Below are 23,159 nucleotides of genomic sequence, written 5' to 3'. Positions count from 1 at the left end.
ATGTTTGATTTTTTCTGGAACCTTGGTTCATTTATCCTTGCGCTTGGCATTTTAGTAACTGTACATGAATATGGTCACTTCTGGGTCGCTCGTAAAGCAGGTGTTAAAGTACTACGTTTCTCGATTGGCTTTGGTAAGCCATTGATAAAATGGTATGACAAACACAAAACAGAATATGTGATTGCGGCGATTCCATTAGGTGGTTATGTCAAAATGCTTGATGAGCGAGTTGACGAAGTTCCGCCAGAGCAGCGTCATTTATCATTTAATGCCAAATCAGTTAAAGCACGTATTGCTATTGTTGCTGCAGGTCCGATGGCGAACTTTTTATTTGCTATTTTTGCTCTTGCAGTGATGTATATGGTGGGCGTACAGTCGTTAAAACCTGTCGTTGGCGAGGTCTCGCAAGGTAGCCGTGCAGCTGCTGCCAATATTGAACCAAACCAGCAAATTATCAAAATCGGTGAAGACGATATCAACACTTGGCAAGATGCAACATTCTCGCTAATGAGCCGTTTAGGTGAACAAAGTGTTGTGGTAACGCTTCGTGACCAGAATTATCAAAAACATGTACGTACACTCAACCTAGATGGCTGGAAATTAGATCAACAAGATGTTCCGCCATTAACCTCAATTGGTATTGTACCATTTCGCCCTAAAGCACTTTTACAAGTGGCCATGATCAGTAAAGGTTCGGCGGCTGAGGCTGCTGGCTTACAAGTTGATGACAAAATCATTGCCGTAAATGGTGAAAATATCAGCAGTTGGACCAAGTTAGTTTCACTAATTCAGCAATCACCTAACAAATCCTTACAATTTAGTGTACAAAGGCAAGATAGTATAAAAGAGCTAATAGTGACGCCACAAAGCAGAACTAATGATGCTGGTGTTGCACAGGGCTTTCTAGGTGTGTCTCCGGTGGTTGAGCCATGGCCAGAAAACTATATTGAAACTAGACATTATGGCCCTGTCGATAGTATTGTGCTGGGCATACACGAAACATGGCGTTTAATTACTCTTAGTTTTGATATGATTGGTAATTTAATTACCGGTCAGGTATCGGTTAAAAATTTAAGTGGTCCGGTGGGCATTGCAGTTGGTGCGGGAACTAGCGTAAGCTATGGCTTGGTTGCATTTTTAAGCTTTTTAGCATTAATCAGTGTAAACCTTGGCGTATTTAACTTATTACCGCTGCCAGTGCTAGATGGTGGGCACTTAATGTATTACATAATTGAACTTTTTCGCAAAAAACCGGTCTCTGAAAAGACGCAAGAATTTGGTTTTAAAGTGGGGGCCTTGCTGCTTCTGTTTTTAACATGTTTCGCATTGTTCAATGATGTATCGCGTTTATAACAAATAAGCGAAAAATTCCAATTTGAACACGATTGTAAAACACCGCAAAAGTTAAATTTATAAGGTGTTGAGCGGTAATACAGTTGTAAAGGATAAAGATAACAAAATGGCTATAAAAAAACATTTGGCAGTTTCAAGTTTATTAGGTGCTAGCTTTGCAGCCCTAGGCCAAAACTCCTTTATTGTAGATGATTTAAAAGTTGAAGGCTTACAACGTGTTGCACTCGGTGCTGCGTTAACACATATTCCTATCAACGTGGGCGATAATATTGATGAGTACACAATTTCAAGAACCATAAAGGCTCTCTATCGTTCAGGTCACTTTGACAATATTAAAGCGTTACGTGATGGCAACAGTGTTATCTTCCGAGTGACTGAGCGCCCAACGATCAGCATGATCGAATTTGATGGCAATAAAGACATCAAAGATGAGCAGCTAAATGAGTCGCTAGACCAGCAAGATATCCGTACTGGTGAGCCGCTTGATAAAACAGTCCTTGATAACATTGAAAAAGGCTTAGTTGAATTTTTCCATAGTATTGGTAAATACAATGCAAAAGTGGATGTAAGCATCATTAAGTTACCGCGTAACCGTGTAAAACTAATGTTTGAATTTGATGAAGGTGATGCAGCTTCAATTCGTCAGATTAACCTAGTTGGTAACGAATTATTCTCTGATGAAGAATTGCTTAAGTTAGCAGAGTCTCAGCAAGATCTGCCGTGGTGGCAATTCATGTCTAGCGACCGTTATCAAAAGCAAACCATTGAAGGCGATTTAGAAAAAATTCGCAGCTACTACCTTGACCGTGGTTACTTACGCTTTAATATCGATTCAACACAAGTATCAGTAAGCCCTGAGCGTGATTCTGTTTATGTTACAGCGAATATTACCGAAGGTGTTAAATACAAAGTTAAAGGCTTTGACTTTATTGGTGACTTGCTAGGTCGTGAAGAACTAATTAAAAGTGTTATTCCGCTGAAAACTGGCGAGCTTTATAATGGCTCTGTGGTTACTTCTTCTGAAGAGTTTATTAAAAGCTACTTAGCACGTTTTGGTTATGCTAATGCTGAAGTACGAACAATCCCAGAGATTGATGACGAAAATAAAGAAGTTCAGCTAACGTTATCAGTAAACCCAGGCAAGCGTGTTTATGTTCGTCGTATTATTGTGGGTGGTAACCAAAATACCTCTGATGAAGTTGTACGTCGTGAAATGACACAGCTTGAAGGTGCGTGGCTATCAAACCAAAGCCTTGAGCGCTCTAAGCTACAAATCCAGCGTTTACCTTATATGGAAAGCGTTGATTTCAATGTTGTTCCAGTCCCTGGTGTTGATGACCAAGTTGATGTTGACTTTACTGTTAAAGAACAATCTGCAGGTAGCTTCAATGCTGGTCTTGCTTATGGTTCTTATTTGGGTCTGCAATTTAACATTGGTGTGAGTGAGTCAAACTTTTTAGGTACTGGTAACCAAATTGGTTTTAACATTAATACTTCACGTGGTTCTGAGCGTGTCAGCGTTTCTTACACAGACCCTTACTTTACTCCAGACGGTGTATCGCAAGGTAGTAGTATATTCTACAGCAACTATGATGCGAGCAAGTTCAGCCTAATCGACTATAAGTCAAAGAGTTATGGTATTGGTACTAATATTGGCTTCCCAATTGATGCTGTAAACCGTATTAACTTTGGTGTCCGTTGGGTGCAAGAAGAGTTATCTGATATTGCTGAATATGAGCAAACACGTGTTATTCGTGAAACTTTCTTAGATCCTGAAAATCCAGATGCTGGTTTTGATTTTACCAAGTACGAGTTAAGCGCAGGTTGGTCACGTGTTACTGTTAACCGTGGTTTATTCCCAACAGCAGGTTCGCGCCAATCACTTAACTTAACAGCAACAACGCCGAACTCTGATTTACAGTACTTTAAGTTAAACTACGACTCGCGTTTCTACTGGCCAATCAGTAATGACCATCGTTGGGTATTTTCAACTCGTGCAGCACTTGGCTATGGTAATGGTTATGGAACAACGAATGGTTATGACCAAACACTACCGTTCCAAGAGTTCTTCAGAATCACTGAGATGGAATTACGTGGCTTCGATCGAAATACGATTTTGCCACGGGCTGTATCGCGTGTTCCGCAAAATATTCCTGGTACACCATTACCTGATGGCACTACGACTGGTAGCATTGGTGGTGCATCAGAATTTGACCAACTTTACACAGCAGGCCGAATTGGTGGTAACGCCAAAGCGGTAGCAGGGATTGAGCTAATTGTTCCAACACCTTTCTTAGATGAAGAAAACACCAGCTCTGTACGTACCAGCTTCTTCGTAGATGCAGCTAACGTATGGGATACAGAGTTTAATATTGACCGTTATCAAAACCTGTCAACAGATCAGCGTGCAAAATTGGATGATTATTCAGATCCAATGCGCTTTAGGGTTTCAACCGGTCTTTCTCTACAATGGATCTCTCCAATGGGTCCAATGCTGATCAGTTTTGCGTATCCATTGCAAAAAGAAGAAGATGACGATACGAAGACCATCAGCTTTAACATTAGTAATACATTCTAAAGGAGTTTTTTCGTGAATAAATCAATTAAATCAACAGCTTTTGCACTACTTGCCACCTTATCTATGGGTCTATCTACTAACGCATTTGCGCACAAAGTAGGTATTGTTGATATGCAAGAAATCTACAAGCAAATCCCACAAATGGCAAAAGTAGAGCAAACGCTAGAAGCTGAATTCTCTGAGCGTCGTCAAGAGCTTGAAAAGCTTCAAGGTGATATTCGTTTTGAAGCTGAAAAGTTCAAGCGTGAAGCGACAACAATGAGCGATAAGCAAAAAGATGAATTACGTACTAAGATTCAAGGTATGCAACAGCAGCTTGCAGAAAAAGGTCGTCCTTTAGAGCAAGAAATCAAAATGCGTCAAAACCAAGAACTAGCTAAAGTTCAAAAGCTAATCTTGGATGCAATCGAAGAAGTAGCGAAAGCTGGCAAATTCGATGAAGTTAAAGTTAAAGAAACAACGATTTATGTTAACCCTAAAACTGTCGATGACTTATCAAGTAAAGTTGTTGAAAAAGTAAGTAAGCAATAGAAATCATATATGCAAAACTACACGCTTTCGCAGATAGCGGATCTTCTGGGCGCTGACCTTCAAGGTGACGGCGCCACAGAGATTAAAAAAATATCTACACTTGCAAATGCCCAACATGGGCATATTGCATTTTTAGCGAACAAGAAATATCGCTTGCAATTAGATGATACTCAAGCAAGTGCAGTGATTTTGTCACCAGCAGACGCTGAGTATTTTTCAGGTAATAAACTTGTTGTTGCAAACCCTTATGTTTGTTACGCAAAGCTCGCTCAATTGATGGACACCACACCGCGCTCTGCAGTGTCGGGTATTCACCCAAGTGCAGTCATTCACGATTCAGCCTCTATTGGCCATAATGTCGCGATCGCAGCCAATGTGGTAATTGAAGCGGGTGCTGTTATTGCTGACAATGTGCAGATTGGCCCAGGCTGTTTTATCGGTGAGCAAGCAAAAATAGGTCAAGGCACAAAGCTTTGGGCAAATGTTAGCGTTTACCATGAAGTTGAAATTGGCAGTGACTGTTTATTCCAAGCGAATACGGTCGTGGGCAGTGATGGTTTTGGTTACGCTAACGAGCGTGGCGAATGGGTGAAAATACCGCAACTTGGTCGAGTTATAATCGGTGATAAGGTTGAGGTAGGTGCGTCTACCACGATTGACCGTGGCGCACTAGACGATACTATCATCCACAGCAATGTAATTATCGATAATCAATGTCAAATAGCGCATAATGTCGAGATCGGTTCAGGTACAGCGGTTGCTGGTTGCACGGTATTTGCTGGCAGCACAGTGATCGGTAGGAATTGTCAGATTGGCGGCATGGTTGCAATTAATGGTCACATTAGCGTATGTGATGGTGCTATAATCACTGGCATGAGTATGGTGACTAAGGCAATCACAGAACCTGGAATTTATTCTTCAGGCTTGCCACATTTAACCAATAAAGAATGGCGACGTAGTATTGCCCATATCCGTAACCTTGGCGATATGAAAGACCGCATTAAAGCACTTGAGTTACTGACAAAGTCACTCAATATTGAAGACAAATAAGGATGCTATTTTGGCAAATGAATTAAATAGTCTTGATATCCAAGATATCTTGAGTTTACTTCCGCATCGTTACCCGATGCTACTTGTTGACCGTGTACTTGATTACACGCCAGGCGAGTCGTTACATGCTATAAAAAACGTAACAGTGAACGAACCTATTTTTACGGGTCATTTTCCTAATCAACCTATCTTTCCAGGTGTGTTGATTTTAGAAGCAATGGCACAAGCAACTGGCTTACTTGGTTTTAAGACAGTTGAAAATCGCAGTGATAACGAACTATATTTATTCGCAGCGATCGACAATGCGCGATTCAAACAGCCGGTATTACCTGGTGATACCATGCATTTGCATGTAGAGTTTGTAAAAGAGCGCCGCAATATATGGAAATTTGCAGCAGAAGCAAAAGTTGACGGCAAAGTAGTGTGTACTGCCGAAATCATGTGTGCGAGAAGAGAGTTTTAATAGTGATCCATCCTACGGCAATAATCGAACCAGGTGCAAAACTTGGAAATAACGTATCAGTTGGCCCTTATAGCTATATCGGTAACGATGTAACTATTGGTGATAACTGTATCATCGAATCTCATGTGGTTGTAAAAGGCCCATCGACGATTGGTTCTGGTAACCATATTTTCCAATTTGCTTCGGTTGGTGAAGCTTGCCAAGATAAAAAGTACGCTAATGAGCCAACAACCTTGATTATTGGTGACAACAACGTGATCCGTGAGTGTGCAACTATTCACCGAGGTACAATTCAAGATCAAGGTGTGACAAAAATTGGTAGCAATAACCTATTCATGGCTTACACACACGTTGCACATGATGCAGTCGTGGGCGATAACGTTATTTTTGCTAACAATGCCTCTGTTGCTGGCCACGTTCATGTAGGTGATTGGGTGATCCTTGCAGGTAATTCTGGTGTGCATCAGTTCTGTAAAATCGGTTCTCATGCCTTTGTTGGTATGTACTCAGGTGTTAATAAAGATGTACCGCCATTTGTAACAACTATTGGTACGCCGGCGGGCCCTGTAGCAATCAATACTGAAGGCATGAAGCGCCGAGGTTTTGAAAGCGATGAAATCATGGCCACACGTCGTGCATATAAAACACTTTACCGTAAGAGCTTAGGTGTTGAAGAAGCAATCGCTGAGCTAAGCGAAGATGCTGCGAAGTACCCAGCTGTTCAGCTGATGATAGACTTTGTGAAAAGCTCTGAGCGCGGAATTATTCGCTAAATAAGCGATAGACTAAAAGCCACCGTAAGGTGGCTTTTTTGTTTTATAGTTCAGGTTTTGCTAATACCAATCCGCAAAAATACTTAATCATTTTGAGGGATCAAACCTGTCGCTACCTGCGTTAAAAATTTCTGATTTAGAACAACTAAATAACGAAATTTTTGCCTTGTTATCAACGAGGTTTTATTGCCTCAAAATAGACCATTTAATTAAGCGAATTGATATAAGCGCTTGCTACCTTTATGGTAAAAAAAAGGATTATATAATATGAACAAACTCATCCTCTTTGCATTATTAAGCTTAATTATAACTGGTTGTAGTAGTGCGCCTTCGGTATCTAAAGGAGTGATTGAAAAAGGCAAAGCCAGTTATTACGCTGATAAATACCATGGCCGAACTACAGCAAGTGGAGAGGTGTTTAATCAACAGGCATTGAGCGCGGCTCATCAGACGCTTGGCTTTGGCAGCAGAGTAAAGGTCACCAATATTAGTAACAATAAAAGTGTAATTGTTACCATTAATGACCGCGGCCCATTTATCCGCGGTCGTATTATCGATTTATCAAAAAAGGCGTTCTCACAAATTGCCTCTGTAAAGCAAGGTGTGATTGACGTCACAGTTGAGCGACTCGATTAAAAACGGGTGATGAGCTCCACGTAATCAGCTTCATTCGCCACTAATTCAGCATGACTTGCAAGCGCTCTTACTTGTCCTTGTTCTAACCAAATAACCTTATCAACACGACTTAGCATTTCTGGATCGTGAGTAATGGTCAGCATAGTTTTATCGGCCCATATTTTTTCAAGCGTAGTGAGCAATTTCTGCTTGGTATGGTTATCTAGGCTCTCTGTTGGTTCATCAAGAACAATTAAATTACCTTCCCTTAATAGGGCTTGGGCAATGGCGATTCGACGTGACTGACCATGTGAAAGTTTTCTTCCCGCGGTGCCTAAACGGGTATTAAGGCCGGTCTTTAAGTTGTTTAGCCAAGAGCCAAGTTCAGCTTGTTCACAGGCTTCAATAAGCATTTCATCAGTCGCCTCTGGCGCTGCATAGCGAAGATTCTCACGAAGCGTACCATCAAAAATATGATGTTGCTGAGCAACAATTGTCAGCTGCTTAAAGCGTGTTGAAGCCGTCATGCTTTCTAGTTCAAAGGTACCTTGATCTGTAATGAATTTTAATGAGCCTGATTGCTTTGGCCAAAGGCCTGTGAGTAAGTTAACAAGGGTAGTTTTGCCACTGCCACTGGCACCCACTAGCGCAACCTTACTCCCTGGTGTAATCACAAAATTGATATTATTAAGAGCTTTGTTTTTCGCTCCTGCGTATTGGTAATTCACCGCAGCCAGTTCAAGACCAATTGCAGATTGGTGAGCTAAGCTGTTTTGCTGTTTACTTAGATGGCTGCTGTGCTTATCTTCAAGTGCAAACAGTCGCTTTGCAGCACTTAGGGTGAGTGGCAACTCGATAAATGCAGTGGGCAAGGTGAGCACTGTTTCAAAACTTGCTAATACAAATAACGCGAGCATCGCCAGTTCAACGTTTTTCATGGTTCCCATTGCAACCAGCGGAATTATCATAAATACACTGGCTAGCATGGTAAGTTGTATCACCAAAGTGCTTAAGCCATTGCTGTTTGCAACGGCTTTGTGGCGGTTATAGAGCTGGCTGTTGTATTGCTTACTCAGTGAGTCACAATGGGTTAATTGCGCTTCTTGTGCTTGATAAACAGCAAGCTCTCTTGCACCTTTTAGAGTATCGGCAAGTTCAGACCTTAACTCTGCTGAAATTTGTGTTTCTGCATCTGCTTGTCGGTGAAGTTTACGGCTTAATATTGCTGGTAGCAGTACGCCAATAATCATCAGTGAAATAAAGCAGACTAATGCAACCTCAGCGCTATACATAGCCATAAATGCCATTACGATAGGGATGCTGATAATCGCGACGATAATGGGAAGCAGCACATTTAGGTAAAACTTATCTAGCGCATCAACATCGTTTTGCAGGCGGTTAAACAAATCGCTACTACGACTCATTGCTAAGTCAACGTTGTTTAGCTGGCTGAGGGTCCTGAACATTTTTACGCGAAATTCGCTCAGTAATAAAAAGGTGGCATTATGAGTTATCATCCGCTCACCGTAACGTGAAGCTGTGCGTACTATCGCTAAAAAGCGGATCACCCCAGCTGGAGTAAAGTAATTCATCTGCACTCCGGCAATACCAGCGGCTGCCATGGCTGCTAAAAACCAGCCCGAAATAGCGAGTAAGCCAACGTTAGCAAGTACCGTTAAGCTTGCTAAAAAAGCACCCAGTAACAGCATGCCAGCATGAGGCTTGCATAGCTTTAATAAGCGTATAAAGTTATGCATGGGCTTCACCTTGGCTCACGAGTTTAGCAAAGAGGCCTGCTTGTTCAATGAGTTGCTGATAATGACCAGATTCAACAATTTGACCTTGTTGCATTACGTAAATATTATCCGCCTGTTTTACCGTATTAAGCCTGTGAGCAATAACCAACACGAGATGGTTTTTTGCATAATCTTGAATTGCCTGATTGATTAGGCGCTCTGTTTGGCTGTCTAAGTGCGCTGTAGGCTCATCAAGCATTAGCACAGGGGCATTCTTTAAAAACGCACGGGCAAGGGCTATGCGCTGCTTTTGCCCCCCAGATAGGCCTTCTCCTTGCTCACCTAATAAGGTATTAAATCCATCAGGTAAGGCGTTTATAAACTCTAGCGCACCTGCTCTCATTGCGGCCTCGTCGAGTTCTGTTTGACTTGCATCTGGTTTAGCTAATCTCAGATTGTCTGCAACAGTTCGATAAAATAACGTGGCTTGTTGTGGGATCCACGCAAGTTGTGCTTGCCAATCATGTAAAGCAATAGTGCTTAGTTGCTGTCCGTTAATGATAATGGCACTGCTGGCTTGATGATGAAAACCCAATAGGCAATCAAATAAGGTACTTTTACCAGAGCCACTTTCACCCACAAATGCAATTAGGCCTTTTTTAGGTAGGGTTAAGTTTATATCAGTCACCCCTTCATTTGTTTCGGGGTAGTGGTAGCTAAGCGCACTCAGTTGTATGTCTTTTAGCGGTAACTCAAGTTTAGAGGAACCTAAATGTTCATCGGCGTCGCTCTGATTAATTATGTCGACCATATCAGCAGCGGCGCTAATACCCTCGAGCTTTGCATGGTAATGAGTGCCCATTTGTCGAAGTGGTAAGTAAAACTCAGGAGCCAGTAATAGCACTACAAATCCGGTGGCAAAATCGAGCGTACCAAAAAACAGTCTAAAGCCAATGATCACTGCAACAAGTGCAACACTAATAGTGGCTAAAAACTCAAGTGCGAAAGAAGATAAAAAGGCAACTTTCAATACTCCCATGGTTGCACCACGGTAATCATCAGAAATCTGACTGATACTATTTAGCTCACGCTTGGTTGCATTAAATAGTTTTAATTGAGTAAGCCCTTGTAGGCGGTCGAAAAAGTAATTGCCGAGTACAGCAAGTTGCTGCCAACGTTCTTGGTTGAGCTGCTCAGCTTTATGGCCCACTAAAATCATAAAAAATGGGATAAGCGGGGCTGTTAAAAGAAAAATGAGCCCAGCTTTGTAATCGGTTGGAAAAATCACTACTAATATAGCCAAAGGGATCAGTGCGCTGTATGCCACGCTGGGAATGTAGTTTGCGTAGTATTGATGCAGCGCTTCAACACCATTATGTAATGTATTAAGCGTTGCGCCATGTCCTTTTTGTTCACTATAGGCCGGACCAAGTTTGGTTAACTTTTCAAGTAATGTATTGCGCATCACGTTTTTTATTTTTAATGCGGCAAGGTTACTTACTCGCTCACTAAGAGCAACAAGCACAGCGCGTAGTAAGATAAGTCCAGCAAGAGGCCATAACAAGGGGGTTACAGCTTGCAAGTCTGCTTGCTCAAACATGACTTGATGAACAGCGTTTGCAAGAAGATAACAAGAGGCAATCATTAATAGGGCATTGAGTGTACCCAGACTAATGCTTAATTTAAGAAGTCCTGAAGCGGACTGACTATACTGCTTTAAAAAAGCGCGCAGCGTTTGCTGCTGCGCGCGATTTGGTCGGGGTTTAGTTGTCATCGTTGTTTTTGAGTCTCGCGTACAGCTCTAGCTCATCATCAGCGATAGAATCTTTATGTTGGTGAAATTCGTACCACATTACGTTAATCACCCCAAGAGTACAGGCTAATAGAACACCTAATATCCAGGCAAAATACCACATATTTAAATCTCCTTAATAGCTACCGTGGGTGTTGTTTTCAATTTCATTGATGGTTACTTTGCGCCACATTTTCACATAACACCATGTCGTGTAAATAAGAATAAGTGGTACAAAAATAACGGCAGCGAAAAACATCACGTTTAATGTCATATGGCTCGAAACTGCATCCCACATAGTTAGACTAATATTTGGGTTATTGCTCGAAGGCATAACGAACGGGAACATTGACATACCCGCAGTCAATATCACACCTGCTAGCATTAAGCTTGAAGCGATAAGTGCCATCGCTGGTTTTTGTAATTTAGATAACACAATTGCCAGTGCAGCCATGATAAAAGCAAGAGCAGGGAACAGCATTGTTAATGGCATTTTTGTATAGTTATCAAGCCATGCACCAGGTGCCTGAGTTACTGTTTTAGCCAATGGATTTGCAAAGCCTTGTGTATCGCCCATGCTAACGATTTTATAACCGTCAATTTGAGATACCCACACACCTGCTAAGGCAAATAATACAATAAACGCCATAAGTGCATATTGGCCATATTGTGCTGAACGTTTTGCTACTTCTGCATCAGTTCGAAGTTGCAACCACATACCCGCATGACCAACTAGCATAAGTACACTAACGAGACCAACGACGATGGCAAACGGGTTCAATAACGCAAAGAATGAACCTTGGTAGCTAACACGTAGTAGATCATCGATATGATAAGGCACACCTTGTAATAGGTTACCAAAGGCAACCCCAAATACGAGTGCTGGAATAAAGCTACCTGCAAACAGGCCCCAATCCCAGTTATTACGCCAGCGTGGTGAATCTATTTTTGAGCGGTAATCAAAACCAAGCGGTCTGAAAAATAGCGCGAATAACACCAGCATCATTGCAAAGTAAAAGCCAGAGAATGCGGCTGCATACACCATAGGCCAAGCAGCAAAGAGGGCACCACCTGCGGTGATGAACCATACTTGGTTTCCATCCCAGTGAGCACCAATGGTGTTAATTACTGTACGGCGTTCAACATCAGTTTTACCAACCAGACGAAGCAAAATTGCCACGCCCATATCCATACCATCGGTCACTGCAAAGCCAATCAGTAATACACCAATTAACAGCCACCAAATTAGTTTTAGTGTTTCGTAATCAAAAATCATGACTGAGCTCCTTCGCTTACAAGTGAATCCGCTTTGGCAAGTTCATGGTGATATTTACCGGTATGAAGCGAGCTTGGACCTTGTTTAACAAAGCGCAGCATCAACCAGCCTTCAACTGCAGCTAGACCTGTATAGAATACTAAGAAACCAGTAATACTAATCAATAAGTCATTCACCGTCAGCGACGAGGTTGCCAAGAAGGTCGGTAGAATTTCTGAAATTGCCCAAGGTTGGCGACCGTATTCTGCAACAATCCAGCCAAACTCAATGGCAATCCAAGGAAGTGGAATACTCCATACTGCAGCCCAGAGTAACCAACGCTTTTGCTCAATAATACGGTGTGCATTGTAATAAAACGCCAGAACAAATACGCCAAGCATAATGACACCACAGCCAACCATGATTCTAAATGACCAGAACATAGGGCCAACTTGAGGGATTGAGTCTTTCACTGCTTTTTGAATATGTTCTTCTGTTGCATCTACCACGTTAGGTGTGTAGCGCTTAAGTAACAAACCATAGCCAAGATCAGCTTTTAAAGTATCGAATTTAGCAATGTTTTCAGGGGTGTCTTCACCACCACGAAGCTTCTCTAGGTATTCGTATGCAATCATGCCATTACGAATACGCTCTTCATGCTGTGCTTCGAGGTCTTTAATGCCTGTTACTTGCTCATCAATTGAGCGCGTTGCAATGATACCTAGCGCATATGGAATTTTAACAGCAGCGTGGGTTACTTGCTCTTCAGAGTCAGGAATACCTACCAGTGTGAATGCAGCAGGGGCTTCTTCGGTGTGCCACTCAGCTTCAATGGTAGCGAGTTTTACTTTTTGCACCTCGCCAACTTCGTAGCCAGATTCATCACCAAGTAAAATAACACAAAGAATAGACGCTAAACCAAAACCTGACGCGACCGAGAACGAGCGTTTTGCAAAAGCAAGGTCGCGACCTTTTAAGATGTACCAGCTACTAATACCAAGTACGAACATAGATGCTGCAACATAGCCTGCTGATACGGTATGAATAAACTTAACTTGTGCGACTGGGTTAAATACCAATTCAGCAAAGCTGGTCATTTCCATACGCATGGTTTGGTAATTAAATTCAGCACCTACCGGGTTCTGCATCCAACCATTTGCTACTAAAATCCATAGCGCAGATAAGTTAGTACCTAATGCCATCAAGAAGGTTGCAGCAAGATGCTGGCGTCGTGTCAGTCGTTCCCAGCCTAAAAAGAACATACCCACAAAAGTTGATTCTAAGAAGAAAGCCATTAAGCCTTCAATCGCCAGTGGAGCACCAAAAATATCGCCCACATAGTGAGAGTAATAAGACCAGTTGGTACCGAACTCAAACTCCATGGTAAGGCCTGTGGCCACACCAATCGCAAAGTTAATACCAAATAACTTACCCCAGAACTTAGTCATATCACGATAAATTTCTCGACCAGTCATCACGTAAACGGATTCCATGATCACCAAAATCCACGTCATACCTAAGGTAAGTGGGACAAATAGGAAGTGAAATAGGGCAGTGATTGCAAATTGCAATCGCGATAGATCCACAAATGTTTCATCTATCATTGTTAAGCTCCTTGTTAGCGGGTGCGGTAGACACGACAAATTATCGGTTATAAAGTTTCAGTAATTATTGAAACTTTGCAAATAGTAAACCTGTATTCATTTTAGTCAATAGGAAAATATGAAATAAAGATGAATTAATTATGTTCATCTTTTCTACAGATTAGAGATAAAACTCTAAAATTTCAAATATTTAATCGTTATAAAAAGCCTGTTAGCTATGGCTTATTTTATTCTTTTTCATATATTTTTTTAGCAAGCGGCAATAAACCTGCACGATTCGCGCTTAAGAAGCTCAATCATTGAGCAAGTAAGCACGCTAATTTCGATTTCTAGTATTTATTAACTCTGTGACATTTATCCGACTGCTAAAACACGGTAAACTCATTTTTATTAGTGCCAAAAGTTGCGAATTATCAACGAATGAAAGAACATACAAAGCCGTTACGTATTGCCTTGGTGGCAGGTGAGTTATCTGGTGATATTTTAGGTGAAGGGCTAATAAAAGCACTTAAACGCCGTTTTCCGGATGCCATATTTGAAGGGATTGCGGGCCCGCGTATGCAAGCGGCTGGCTGTAAAACATTATTCGATATGGATGAATTATCGGTAATGGGTTTAGTTGAGGTACTTGGCCGGTTACCTCGCTTACTTAAAATACGCAAACAATTGGTGCAACATTTTATCGACAATCCACCGGATGTATTTATTGGTATTGATGCACCTGACTTTAATTTACGTGTTGAAAAACCGCTAAAAGAAGCAGGCATTAAAACAGTACAATATGTTAGTCCATCAGTGTGGGCGTGGCGTGAAAAACGTATTCATAAAATCAGTGCAGCCACAAATTTAGTGTTGGCATTATTACCGTTTGAAAAAGCCTTTTACGATAAACACGGTGTACCATGTACTTTTGTTGGGCACACGCTTGCCGATGATATTGCACTTGAGCATGACCAAACCGAGGCTCGTAACAAACTTGGTTTAGCACAAACAGATAAAGTGCTAGCGTTATTACCGGGTAGCCGTGGTTCTGAAGTGGGGCTTTTAAGCGAAACCTACATCGAAACGGCATCTAAACTACAAGCACAAAATCCTGATCTTAAAATTGTGGTGCCATTAGTTAATGAGAAACGAAAAGCACAGTTTTGTGAAATTTTAGAAAAAACAGCTCCTGAGCTAAAACTGCAATTATTGGATGGTCAGTCAAACCTTGCAATGCAAGCAGCGGATGCCATTTTACTTGCCTCAGGAACCGCAACACTTGAAGGCATGTTGTATAAAAAGCCGATGGTCGTGGGCTACAAAATTAAGCCTATGAGTTATTGGATATTCAAAACATTATTCACTTTTAACATTAAATATTTCTCGTTGCCTAACTTATTAGCCAATGAAGAACTAGTACCAGAATACCTACAAGCAGAGTGTAATGTTGATAACTTATCAGCTGCGCTAACACCTATGTTGAATACGGATAACAGTGAACTAAAAGCGCGCTTTTTAGCCATCCATAAAGACATAAGATTAAATGCCAATGAACAAGCTGCAGCAGCAGTCGCGGAGTTACTAAATGCAAATTGAACGACCGAATGTTAATTATATTGCTGGTGTAGATGAAGTTGGCCGTGGTCCATTGGTCGGTGATGTTGTTACCGCTGCGGTGATACTCGACCCAAATAAGCCTATTGCAGGTTTAACCGATTCTAAAAAGTTATCAGACAAAAAACGTCAATTATTGGCTGCAGAAATAAAAGAAAAAGCGCTGTGTTATGCCATTGGTCGCTGTAGCCCAAGTGAAATTGACGAATTAAATATATTGCACGCCACTATGCTAGCAATGAGTCGCGCAGTTGAAGGCTTAAGTGTTAAACCTGAGTTTGTTTTTATTGATGGCAACCGTGTGCCAAGCCAACTGACTGTTCCAGCACAGGCGGTAGTAAAAGGCGATAGCTTGGTCGAAGAGATTTCAGCTGCTTCTATTTTAGCTAAAGTTGCCCGTGATGATGAAATGATTGAGCTTGATAAGCGTTATCCTGATTATGGCTTTGCAGGCCACAAAGGCTATCCGACTAAAGCGCACTTTGCGGCACTCGAACAATACGGTGCAATTGCAGAACATCGTAAAAGCTTTAAACCTGTTCAGCGCATTTTGGCGTTAAAAGGAGAGCAACTGTAATGCCAGCGCCGCAATTTGTTCACTTACGTGTTCACTCAGATTTCTCAATGGTGGATGGTCTAGCTAAAACTAAGCCGATTGTAGCTAAAGCAGAAGAGCTGCAAATGCCTGCATTGGCTATTACCGATCAGATGAACTTATGTGGTTTGGTGCGTTTTTATGGTGCTGCCCATGGTGCCGGTATTAAGCCAATTGTCGGCGCTGATTTTTGGTTAAGAAGCCCTGAATTTGAAGACGAACCTAGTCGTATTACCATCTTAGCGAAAGATAACGAAGGCTATAAAAACCTTACTTTATTGATCTCTAAAGCATATCAGCGCGGACATTTATTTCATCGCCCTGTGGTTGACCGTGAATGGCTGGTGGAGCACAAAAATGGCCTAATCTTATTATCTGGTGCGAAAGATGGTGACTTAGGTAAAGCCCTATTAAAAGGTAACCCTGGGCTCATTGAATCGGTAGTTAGCTTTTATAAGCAGCATTTTAGCGATCATTATTACATTGAGCTTATTCGTACTGAGCGTGCTTTAGAAGAAGACTATTTACACCTAGCTGTTGAGCTTGCCGCAAAAGAGCAGTTACCCGTGGTGGCAACTAACGAAGTAGTGTTTTTAAAACCAGAAAACTTTGAAGCCCACGAAATCCGAGTTGCAATCCATGACGGTTACACATTAGAAGATAAACGTAGACCAAAACGCTTTTCTGAGCAGCAATATCTTAAAACAGCGGAGCAAATGGCTGAGCTATTTAGCGATATTCCAGAAGCGTTAGAAAACACCGTTGAAATTGCCAAGCGCTGTAATGTGACCGTGCAGCTAGGGACTTACTTCTTACCAGATTATCCAACTGGATCGCTGAAAATTGACGACTTCTTGGTAAAGGTTTCTGAAGATGGTCTTGAAGAGCGTTTACAGTTTTTATTCCCCGATGAGCAAGAGCGTAAAGAAAAACGTGTTGAGTATGATGAGCGTCTAAAAATAGAGCTCGAGGTAATCAACCAAATGGGGTTCCCTGGTTACTTCTTGATCGTAATGGAGTTCATCCAGTGGAGTAAAGATAACAATATTCCGGTAGGACCAGGGCGTGGTTCTGGTGCTGGTTCGTTGGTTGCTTATGCACTAAAGATTACCGACCTTGATCCGTTAGAATTTGACTTACTATTCGAACGTTTCTTGAACCCTGAGCGTATCTCAATGCCCGACTTTGATGTCGACTTCTGTATGGACCGACGCGATGAGGTAATCGATCACGTAGCGGCGCTTTATGGTCGTGACGCGGTATCTCAGATCATCACTTTTGGTACCATGGCCGCAAAAGCAGTTATTCGGGACGTAGGCCGTGTATTAGGTCACCCTTACGGCTTTGTTGATCGTATTTCGAAATTAGTACCGGGCGATCCGGGTATGACCTTAGCTAAAGCCTTTGATGTTGAGCCACGTTTACAAGAAGCCTACGACGGTGATGAAGAGGTAAAAGAACTTATCGATATGTGTCGCATCCTTGAAGGGTGTACACGTAATGCCGGTAAACACGCTGGTGGTGTTGTAATATCTCCAACTACTATTACTGACTTTGCGGCCCTTTATTGTGATGATGAAGGTAAATTCCCAGTAACGCAATTTGATAAAAACGATGTTGAGACGGCAGGCTTAGTTAAGTTCGACTTCTTAGGTCTAAGAACGTTAACTATCTTGCAGTGGGCGCTTGATATGACTAATGAGCGCTTAGCCCGAGAGGGGAAAGAGCCGGTTGATATCAACGCTATTCCTCTTGATGATAAGCCAAGTATTGAGTTACTGCTACGCGCCGAAACCACCGCGGTATTCCAGCTAGAATCTCGTGGTATGAAAGATTTGATTCGCCGTCTGAAACCCGACTGTTTCGAAGATATGATCGCACTGGTAGCACTATTCCGCCCAGGTCCATTGCAATCAGGCATGGTAGATAACTTTATCGACCGTAAGCATGGTCGAGAAGAAATATCCTACCCAGATGTTCAATGGCAACATGAAAGTCTGCAGCCAATATTAGAGCCAACCTACGGTATCATTCTATACCAAGAACAAGTAATGCAGATTGCGCAGGTTCTAGCAGGTTATACGCTAGGTGGCGCTGATATGTTGCGTCGTGCGATGGGTAAGAAAAAGCCAGAGGAGATGGCAAAGCAACGTTCAACCTTCGAAGAAGGAGCTGTTAATAACGGAGTTGACGGCGAACTTGCAATGAAAATCTTCGACTTGGTAGAGAAGTTCGCAGGTTATGGTTTTAACAAATCTCACTCAGCTGCTTATGCCTTAGTATCGTACCAAACACTGTGGATGAAAACCCACTACCCAGCAGAGTTTATGGCTGCGGTAATGTCGGCGGATATGGATAACACCGATAAAATTGTTACCTTGGTAGATGAATGTGAAAACATGAAACTGACCTTGCTTCCACCAGATGTAAATGCCGGTGAGTACAAGTTTACGGTTAATCTACAAGGTGAAATTGTCTACGGTATCGGTGCGATTAAAGGGGTCGGTGAGGCGCCTGTTGAAGCTATTTTAGAAGCTCGTAGCGAAGGTGGTCCGTTTAAAGACTTATTTGATTTTTGTGCCCGTGTTGACTTAAAGCGTTTAAATAAGCGTGTTGTTGAAAAGCTTATTTATGCCGGAGCACTCGATCAACTTGGCCCAGATAAGACACAGCCTGGTCGTGCTACCTTATTGGCTAGTTTAAAAGATGCAATGCGAGCAGCCGATCAGCATCATAAGGCTGAGTCACTAGGGCAGGCAGATTTATTTGGTTTACTTGCGACAGAGCCAGATGAAGTTGAACAAGCATTCATTAAAGCAACCGATTTAACCGACAATGAGTGGCTTGATGGTGAGAAAGAAACCTTAGGCCTGTATTTAACTGGCCACCCAATTAATCAGTATCGTAAAGAGTTAAAACACTATACAACGGGAAGACTAGTCGATTTACAGCCAACTAATCGCGATGTGCAGTCCACAGCTGCAGGCTTAGTGATTTCTGCCCGAACCCTGATAAACAAAAAGGGAAATCGTTGGGGTCTTGTAACTTTAGATGACAAGAGTGCCCGTATTGATGTACGCTTATTCCCAGAACAGTTTGAAATGTACCAAGATTTGCTGCAAGTAAACAATATCTTGGTAATATCAGGACAGGTCAGCTTTGATAACTTCTCCGGTGGCATTACAATGACCGCTAGAGACATATGCACCATCGCTGAGGCGCGAGAAAAACGTATAAAAGCGATTAAAATGACCTTAAATATGGTGCAGATCGAGGCGAACTTCTTCGATAATTTACAAAAAGTACTGGAACCTTATAAGTTTGGTACTTGTCCTATTAAAGTATTCTATCAACGTCCGGATGCGTTGGCTGAGATTACTTTAGGAACCGAATGGTGTGTTACGCCGAGCGATGACTTAATTCACAAGTTATCGCTTATGGCGGCGCAAGATGTAGAACTAGAATTTAATTAATTAGGTAGTTTAGAGCATGAGCCTCAATTATCTTGATTTTGAGCTTCCAATTGCAGAATTAGAAGCAAAAATTGAAGAATTACAAAATGTAAGCCGCGCTGGCGAATTAGACCTTGGATTAGAAGAGGAAGTCAGTCGATTAAAAGAGAAAAGTGCTGAAATGAAAGAGAAAATTTTCTCTGAATTAGGTGCTTGGCAGGTTTCTCAGTTAGCCCGTCATCCGTTGCGTCCTTATACTCGTGATTACATCGAGCGTATTTTCACGGAATTTGACGAACTAGCAGGCGACCGTACTTTTGCTAACGACCCAGCTATTTTAGGCGGTGTTGCACGTTTTGATGGTCAACCAGTGATGGTTATTGGCCAACAAAAAGGTCGTGATACTGCAGAAAAAATTAAACGCAACTTTGGTATGCCAAAGCCAGAAGGTTACCGTAAAGCACTACGCTTAATGGAAATGGCTGAGCGTTTCAAAATGCCAATCATGACATTCATCGACACGCCAGGTGCATACCCAGGTGTTGGTGCAGAAGAGCGTGGTCAAAGTGAAGCTATTGCTCGTAACCTTAAAGTAATGGCTGCATTAAAAGTACCAACCATCTGTACTGTGATCGGTGAAGGTGGTTCTGGTGGTGCATTAGCAATTGGTGTGGGTGACCGCGTTAACATGTTGCAATACAGCACTTACTCAGTTATTTCACCAGAAGGTTGTGCATCAATCTTATGGAAAAGCGCAGACAAGGCACCATTAGCTGCAGAAGCAATGGGTGTAACTGCTGCACGTGTTAAAGAGCTTGATTTAATCAACAACGTAATTGATGAGCCGCTAGGTGGCGCACATCGCAATTATGATGCCATGGCTCGTAACCTTAAAAACCAACTTAAGCGTGATCTTGCTGAGTTACAAGGCCTTTCACTTGATGAAATGCTTGATCAGCGTTACAAGCGTTTAATGTCGTTTGGTTATTGCTAACACAGCAAATAAATGAAAAAAGCCGCTTTTGCGGCTTTTTTTGTTTTATAATGCCGATAACTCAGGCGCTTATATACTCATTGGTTATTAATGCAAACATCAGGTTTATATCACCATTTTTTAGCACAATTACAGCCTTTGCTGAACGCTCAGCAACGCTACTTTAGTGTCGCCTTATCAGGTGGTGTTGACTCTGTCGTGTTATTACATCTAATGAGCTTAGCTCGAAAACAGCATCCTGAACTTGAACTTGAAGCCGTGTATGTTAATCATGGTTTGAGTGAACATGCTTATGAGTGGCAAGTATTTTGTAAATCGCTATGCGAAGAGCTAGGTGTGACATTTAAAGCGTTGCAGGTTGAAATTATTGAACGCTCGCGTACTTCACTCGAAGCACAAGCTCGAGAGGCAAGATACCAAGCTCTCGATGAGCACTGTTTAGTTGGTAGTGTAATTCTGCTTGGTCAGCACTTAAATGACCAACTTGAAACTTTCTTATTACGGCTTAAACGCGGCTCAGGCTTACAGGGCTTGGCATCGATGCAACAAAAGCGATTATTAGCTTCTGGGCGAGTTTGCTTTAGGCCACTGATAGATATTACTCGTGAGCAAATAGAGCAGTTTGCCGATGAGTTTGCCATTACCCACATCACCGATGACTCAAATGTTGATGAACGCTTTGACCGTAATTTTTTACGTCATCAGGTAATGCCTACTTTAACTGAACGCTTTCAAGGCTTTGAAAAAAGTGCAGCGCGTAGTATTCGACTGTTACAGCAACAGCAATCGTTACTTGATGAGTATACCCAAAACGATCTTGCAAACTGTCAAAATAAGTATAAAGGCTTAAGTTGTGCGGCAATTGCTGATTTTAGTAAGCCCAGACAAGCTAACCTAGTGCGTGCGTGGCTTAATCAGTTTACGTATCAGTTACCTTCTGAAAATCAACTGCAGCAAATTATCGAGCAAGGCTTAACGGCAAAAGCCGATGCGCAGTTAAAAATCTGTTTGCAAAGCGGCGATGTTCGTCGTCATCAGCAATATTTGTATTTTGTGACGGAGCAAGCAATACCACAGGCAATGGATATTGCTTTGCAAAGCGTTGAACTTACAGATGGCCGCAAATTAATTGTCAAAGCGGGCAAAGGTGTTAGGAAACCTCAAAAAGATGAGCGAGTAAGGGTTGAGTTTAATAAACCACAAGCGCGCATAAAGCCTTTGCATAAACCTGGCTCAAATACCTTAAAACATTGGTTTAAAGATGCCAAAGTTGCCCCTTGGCTTCGTGCGCAGACACCACTTATTTTTTATAATGATCAACTTGTGCAAGTTGTTGGCTACTTTGTTAGTGAGCAGCACAGTGTTGAAGATGGAATTATCTGGGAGACACCCTATGAGTGAACAACCACATGTAGGTTTATCGCTAGTTAATAAAGCACCACTAGGCTTTGTGTTATCGGTGTTAGTGGCTGTTATTGCTGGTTTTGCCTATACAGAACTGACTTTAAACACACTTTTTTATGCGCTAGCTGGCGGCATAGTTTGTTCAATATTGCTGCTAGGCTATTGGTCAGGTAAAGGCGGTATTTTCTTTATTTTAGGCGTGCTTACGCCATTGGCTTTAGTGATGGTATCGCCCCTTACCAACATGGCTGCCTTGCTTTACTTATTAACTGGCTTCTTTGCTGGTTTTTGGTTAGTACTACTTGGTTATAAATTTATAAACAAAAAAGCCTAGCGGGGGATGCTAGGCTTTTACTTGATTAGTAAGCTCGTGCGCAATTTCTGCCTGCTGCTTTTGCCTTATAAAGGCCTTTATCAGCACGTGCGAATACTTCATTTTCACAGTCTTGGTTATTGGCGAGTGTATAACCAATACTAGAAGAAACACTATATTTTTTCATTAAGCTGGAATCTTCTACTAGTTTCATAATGCGTTCTGCAACCACTTTATTGGTTGTAAATTCGGGGTCATCAATTAATAACGCGAATTCGTCTCCGCCAAAGCGAAAAATTGAGTCTGTTCCACGCACGCTGCAACGCAAAACTTCAGCAAATTCTTGTAAAACATCGTCGCCAATTTTATGACCATAGGTATCGTTAACTTGTTTAAAGTTATCTAAATCAAGCAGCATTAAACTAAACGGACGATGTTGTCGGCGGCAACGCTCTAATTTTTGTGCCAAGCTGTCATTAAATTGACTACGGTTGTTTAAGCCAGTTAGTGCATCTTTAGTAGCCAAGCGTAATACGCGGGTGTACATAAGTGCGTTACGTAACGGATAAACAAGGACTGCATGAAGCATTTTTAGTTTAGCTTCAATTGCCTTGCCCATAGGAAATTGGCTAAAGTAAATTAATTGCCCTAATCGTTCACTTTCGATATCTAAATCAAAAGAGTAGGGTGTTTGACTGGTATCGCTTCCAGCACTTTGTGACACTCCGAGCGCAGATTGAAACTGTAACCCAGATAAATTGATTAATTGTTTTGCGTGCTCGGCAAAAATAGTCAAAATTTCTTCGATTGATAACGTGGTTTGTAACCTCGCGACCAAGTCTTGTGGATTATTCGTTTCATTTATTCGGTAATGCTCTGCCGAAAACGGCAGAAACTCGCCTCGCGCAGACACCCGCTGCGTCAAAATATGGACATTTTCCATGATAATTCTCCCCCCGGAGTGTTTAGATACTCATAGTTAGCGAGATTTGTGCCACATTTTTAAACTGGCTGAAAAACAGATGGTTGCTATATTTAAAGGAGGGTACAGCTTT

Annotated in this window: 19 protein-coding genes; 13 read left to right on the top strand and 6 right to left on the bottom strand. The window is 41.9% G+C overall.

Features of this window, described 5'->3' with window-relative positions:
- The 7 genes from rseP to HYD28_13580 all read left to right on the top strand — a co-directional run bounded on the left by rseP (position 1) and on the right by HYD28_13580 (position 7,384).
- Positions 1-1,353 (top strand): sigma E protease regulator RseP, encoded by a 1,353-nt coding sequence (rseP, locus tag HYD28_13610; GenBank protein QLE09905.1) that lies wholly within the window; start codon positions 1-3, stop codon positions 1,351-1,353.
- A gap of 106 nt (positions 1,354-1,459) precedes the next feature.
- Positions 1,460-3,931 (top strand): outer membrane protein assembly factor BamA, encoded by a 2,472-nt coding sequence (gene bamA / locus HYD28_13605; GenBank protein ID QLE09904.1) that lies wholly within the window; start codon positions 1,460-1,462, stop codon positions 3,929-3,931.
- Between the two features lie 12 nt (positions 3,932-3,943).
- Positions 3,944-4,462 carry an OmpH family outer membrane protein gene (locus HYD28_13600; protein ID QLE09903.1) on the top strand — a complete coding sequence of 173 codons (519 nt, stop codon included), beginning with the start codon at positions 3,944-3,946 and terminating at the stop codon, positions 4,460-4,462.
- A gap of 9 nt (positions 4,463-4,471) precedes the next feature.
- Positions 4,472-5,512 carry a UDP-3-O-(3-hydroxymyristoyl)glucosamine N-acyltransferase gene (gene lpxD, locus HYD28_13595; GenBank protein QLE09902.1) on the top strand — a complete coding sequence of 347 codons (1,041 nt, stop codon included), beginning with the start codon at positions 4,472-4,474 and terminating at the stop codon, positions 5,510-5,512.
- 10 nt (positions 5,513-5,522) lie between these two features.
- Positions 5,523-5,975 carry a 3-hydroxyacyl-ACP dehydratase FabZ gene (fabZ, locus tag HYD28_13590; GenBank protein QLE09901.1) on the top strand — a complete coding sequence of 151 codons (453 nt, stop codon included), beginning with the start codon at positions 5,523-5,525 and terminating at the stop codon, positions 5,973-5,975.
- 2 nt (positions 5,976-5,977) lie between these two features.
- Entirely contained in the window at positions 5,978-6,748 is a 771-nt protein-coding gene (gene lpxA / locus HYD28_13585) for an acyl-ACP--UDP-N-acetylglucosamine O-acyltransferase (protein ID QLE09900.1), read from the top strand.
- A 267-nt stretch (positions 6,749-7,015) separates the two neighbouring features.
- The gene (locus HYD28_13580) at positions 7,016-7,384 is read left to right on the top strand and encodes a septal ring lytic transglycosylase RlpA family protein (protein ID QLE09899.1); all 369 of its coding nucleotides are present in this window, start codon (positions 7,016-7,018) and stop codon (positions 7,382-7,384) included.
- On the opposite strand, the gene cydC is transcribed toward HYD28_13580, so the two are convergent.
- Genes cydC through HYD28_13555 form a run of 5 tightly spaced genes read right to left on the bottom strand, consistent with a single transcriptional unit; the run spans position 7,381 to position 13,750 of the window.
- Entirely contained in the window at positions 7,381-9,120 is a 1,740-nt protein-coding gene (cydC, locus tag HYD28_13575) for a thiol reductant ABC exporter subunit CydC (protein QLE09898.1), read from the bottom strand. The genes HYD28_13580 and cydC overlap by 4 nt on opposite strands.
- Complete coding sequence (gene cydD, locus HYD28_13570; protein QLE09897.1) at positions 9,113-10,873, bottom strand: thiol reductant ABC exporter subunit CydD; 1,761 nt, start codon at positions 10,871-10,873, stop codon at positions 9,113-9,115. The genes cydC and cydD overlap by 8 nt, the downstream gene beginning before the upstream one ends.
- Positions 10,863-11,015 (bottom strand): cytochrome bd-I oxidase subunit CydX, encoded by a 153-nt coding sequence (gene cydX, locus HYD28_13565; GenBank protein QLE09896.1) that lies wholly within the window; start codon positions 11,013-11,015, stop codon positions 10,863-10,865. Before cydX ends, cydD begins: the two co-directional genes overlap by 11 nt.
- A gap of 12 nt (positions 11,016-11,027) precedes the next feature.
- Positions 11,028-12,167, bottom strand: coding sequence for a cytochrome d ubiquinol oxidase subunit II (cydB, locus tag HYD28_13560; protein ID QLE09895.1), 1,140 nt, complete (start codon positions 12,165-12,167; stop codon positions 11,028-11,030).
- A complete protein-coding gene (locus tag HYD28_13555) occupies positions 12,164-13,750 on the bottom strand; it encodes a cytochrome ubiquinol oxidase subunit I (GenBank protein ID QLE09894.1) in 1,587 nt (528 codons plus the stop codon). Before HYD28_13555 ends, cydB begins: the two co-directional genes overlap by 4 nt.
- Positions 13,751-14,170: 420 nt before the next feature.
- Here HYD28_13555 and lpxB point away from each other — a divergent pair, with 420 nt between their 5' ends.
- From lpxB to HYD28_13525, 6 genes are all read left to right on the top strand, one after another.
- Positions 14,171-15,328 carry a lipid-A-disaccharide synthase gene (gene lpxB, locus HYD28_13550; protein QLE09893.1) on the top strand — a complete coding sequence of 386 codons (1,158 nt, stop codon included), beginning with the start codon at positions 14,171-14,173 and terminating at the stop codon, positions 15,326-15,328.
- Positions 15,318-15,923 carry a ribonuclease HII gene (gene rnhB / locus HYD28_13545; GenBank protein QLE09892.1) on the top strand — a complete coding sequence of 202 codons (606 nt, stop codon included), beginning with the start codon at positions 15,318-15,320 and terminating at the stop codon, positions 15,921-15,923. The genes lpxB and rnhB overlap by 11 nt, the downstream gene beginning before the upstream one ends.
- On the top strand, positions 15,923-19,414 hold the full coding sequence (gene dnaE / locus HYD28_13540) for a DNA polymerase III subunit alpha (protein ID QLE09891.1): 3,492 nt from the start codon (positions 15,923-15,925) through the stop codon (positions 19,412-19,414). Before rnhB ends, dnaE begins: the two co-directional genes overlap by 1 nt.
- A 16-nt stretch (positions 19,415-19,430) precedes the next feature.
- Positions 19,431-20,387, top strand: a complete 957-nt coding sequence (gene accA, locus HYD28_13535; protein ID QLE09890.1) for an acetyl-CoA carboxylase carboxyl transferase subunit alpha — start codon at positions 19,431-19,433, stop codon at positions 20,385-20,387.
- A 90-nt stretch (positions 20,388-20,477) separates the two neighbouring features.
- Positions 20,478-21,788, top strand: coding sequence for a tRNA lysidine(34) synthetase TilS (gene tilS / locus HYD28_13530; GenBank protein QLE09889.1), 1,311 nt, complete (start codon positions 20,478-20,480; stop codon positions 21,786-21,788).
- Entirely contained in the window at positions 21,781-22,125 is a 345-nt protein-coding gene (locus tag HYD28_13525) for a hypothetical protein (protein ID QLE09888.1), read from the top strand. Before tilS ends, HYD28_13525 begins: the two co-directional genes overlap by 8 nt.
- 25 nt (positions 22,126-22,150) lie before the next feature.
- On the opposite strand, the gene HYD28_13520 is transcribed toward HYD28_13525, so the two are convergent.
- The gene (locus HYD28_13520; GenBank protein ID QLE09887.1) at positions 22,151-23,047 is read right to left on the bottom strand and encodes a GGDEF domain-containing protein; all 897 of its coding nucleotides are present in this window, start codon (positions 23,045-23,047) and stop codon (positions 22,151-22,153) included.
- Positions 23,048-23,159 lie beyond the last annotated feature (112 nt).

The organism is Pseudoalteromonas shioyasakiensis (assembly GCA_013391845.1).
In the GTDB taxonomy this organism is placed as follows: domain Bacteria; phylum Pseudomonadota; class Gammaproteobacteria; order Enterobacterales; family Alteromonadaceae; genus Pseudoalteromonas; species Pseudoalteromonas apostichopi.
The sequence above is the reverse complement of the archived record's forward strand: the minus strand, read 5'-3'. Positions and strand labels throughout refer to the sequence as shown.

Bases quoted from the DNA above. Each gene is read 5' to 3' on its own strand.
- rseP (QLE09905.1), top strand. From the start codon at position 1: ATGTTTGATTTTTTCTGGAACCTTGGTTCATTTATCCTTGCGCTTGGC.
- bamA (QLE09904.1), top strand. From the start codon at position 1,460: ATGGCTATAAAAAAACATTTGGCAGTTTCAAGTTTATTAGGTGCTAGC.
- lpxD (QLE09902.1), top strand. From the start codon at position 4,472: ATGCAAAACTACACGCTTTCGCAGATAGCGGATCTTCTGGGCGCTGAC.
- HYD28_13580 (QLE09899.1), top strand. From the start codon at position 7,016: ATGAACAAACTCATCCTCTTTGCATTATTAAGCTTAATTATAACTGGT.
- cydC (QLE09898.1), bottom strand. From the start codon at position 9,120: ATGCATAACTTTATACGCTTATTAAAGCTATGCAAGCCTCATGCTGGC.
- cydD (QLE09897.1), bottom strand. From the start codon at position 10,873: ATGACAACTAAACCCCGACCAAATCGCGCGCAGCAGCAAACGCTGCGC.
- cydX (QLE09896.1), bottom strand. From the start codon at position 11,015: ATGTGGTATTTTGCCTGGATATTAGGTGTTCTATTAGCCTGTACTCTT.
- cydB (QLE09895.1), bottom strand. From the start codon at position 12,167: ATGATTTTTGATTACGAAACACTAAAACTAATTTGGTGGCTGTTAATT.
- HYD28_13555 (QLE09894.1), bottom strand. From the start codon at position 13,750: ATGATAGATGAAACATTTGTGGATCTATCGCGATTGCAATTTGCAATC.
- lpxB (QLE09893.1), top strand. From the start codon at position 14,171: ATGAAAGAACATACAAAGCCGTTACGTATTGCCTTGGTGGCAGGTGAG.
- rnhB (QLE09892.1), top strand. From the start codon at position 15,318: ATGCAAATTGAACGACCGAATGTTAATTATATTGCTGGTGTAGATGAA.
- dnaE (QLE09891.1), top strand. From the start codon at position 15,923: ATGCCAGCGCCGCAATTTGTTCACTTACGTGTTCACTCAGATTTCTCA.
- accA (QLE09890.1), top strand. From the start codon at position 19,431: ATGAGCCTCAATTATCTTGATTTTGAGCTTCCAATTGCAGAATTAGAA.
- tilS (QLE09889.1), top strand. From the start codon at position 20,478: ATGCAAACATCAGGTTTATATCACCATTTTTTAGCACAATTACAGCCT.
- HYD28_13525 (QLE09888.1), top strand. From the start codon at position 21,781: ATGAGTGAACAACCACATGTAGGTTTATCGCTAGTTAATAAAGCACCA.
- HYD28_13520 (QLE09887.1), bottom strand. From the start codon at position 23,047: ATGGAAAATGTCCATATTTTGACGCAGCGGGTGTCTGCGCGAGGCGAG.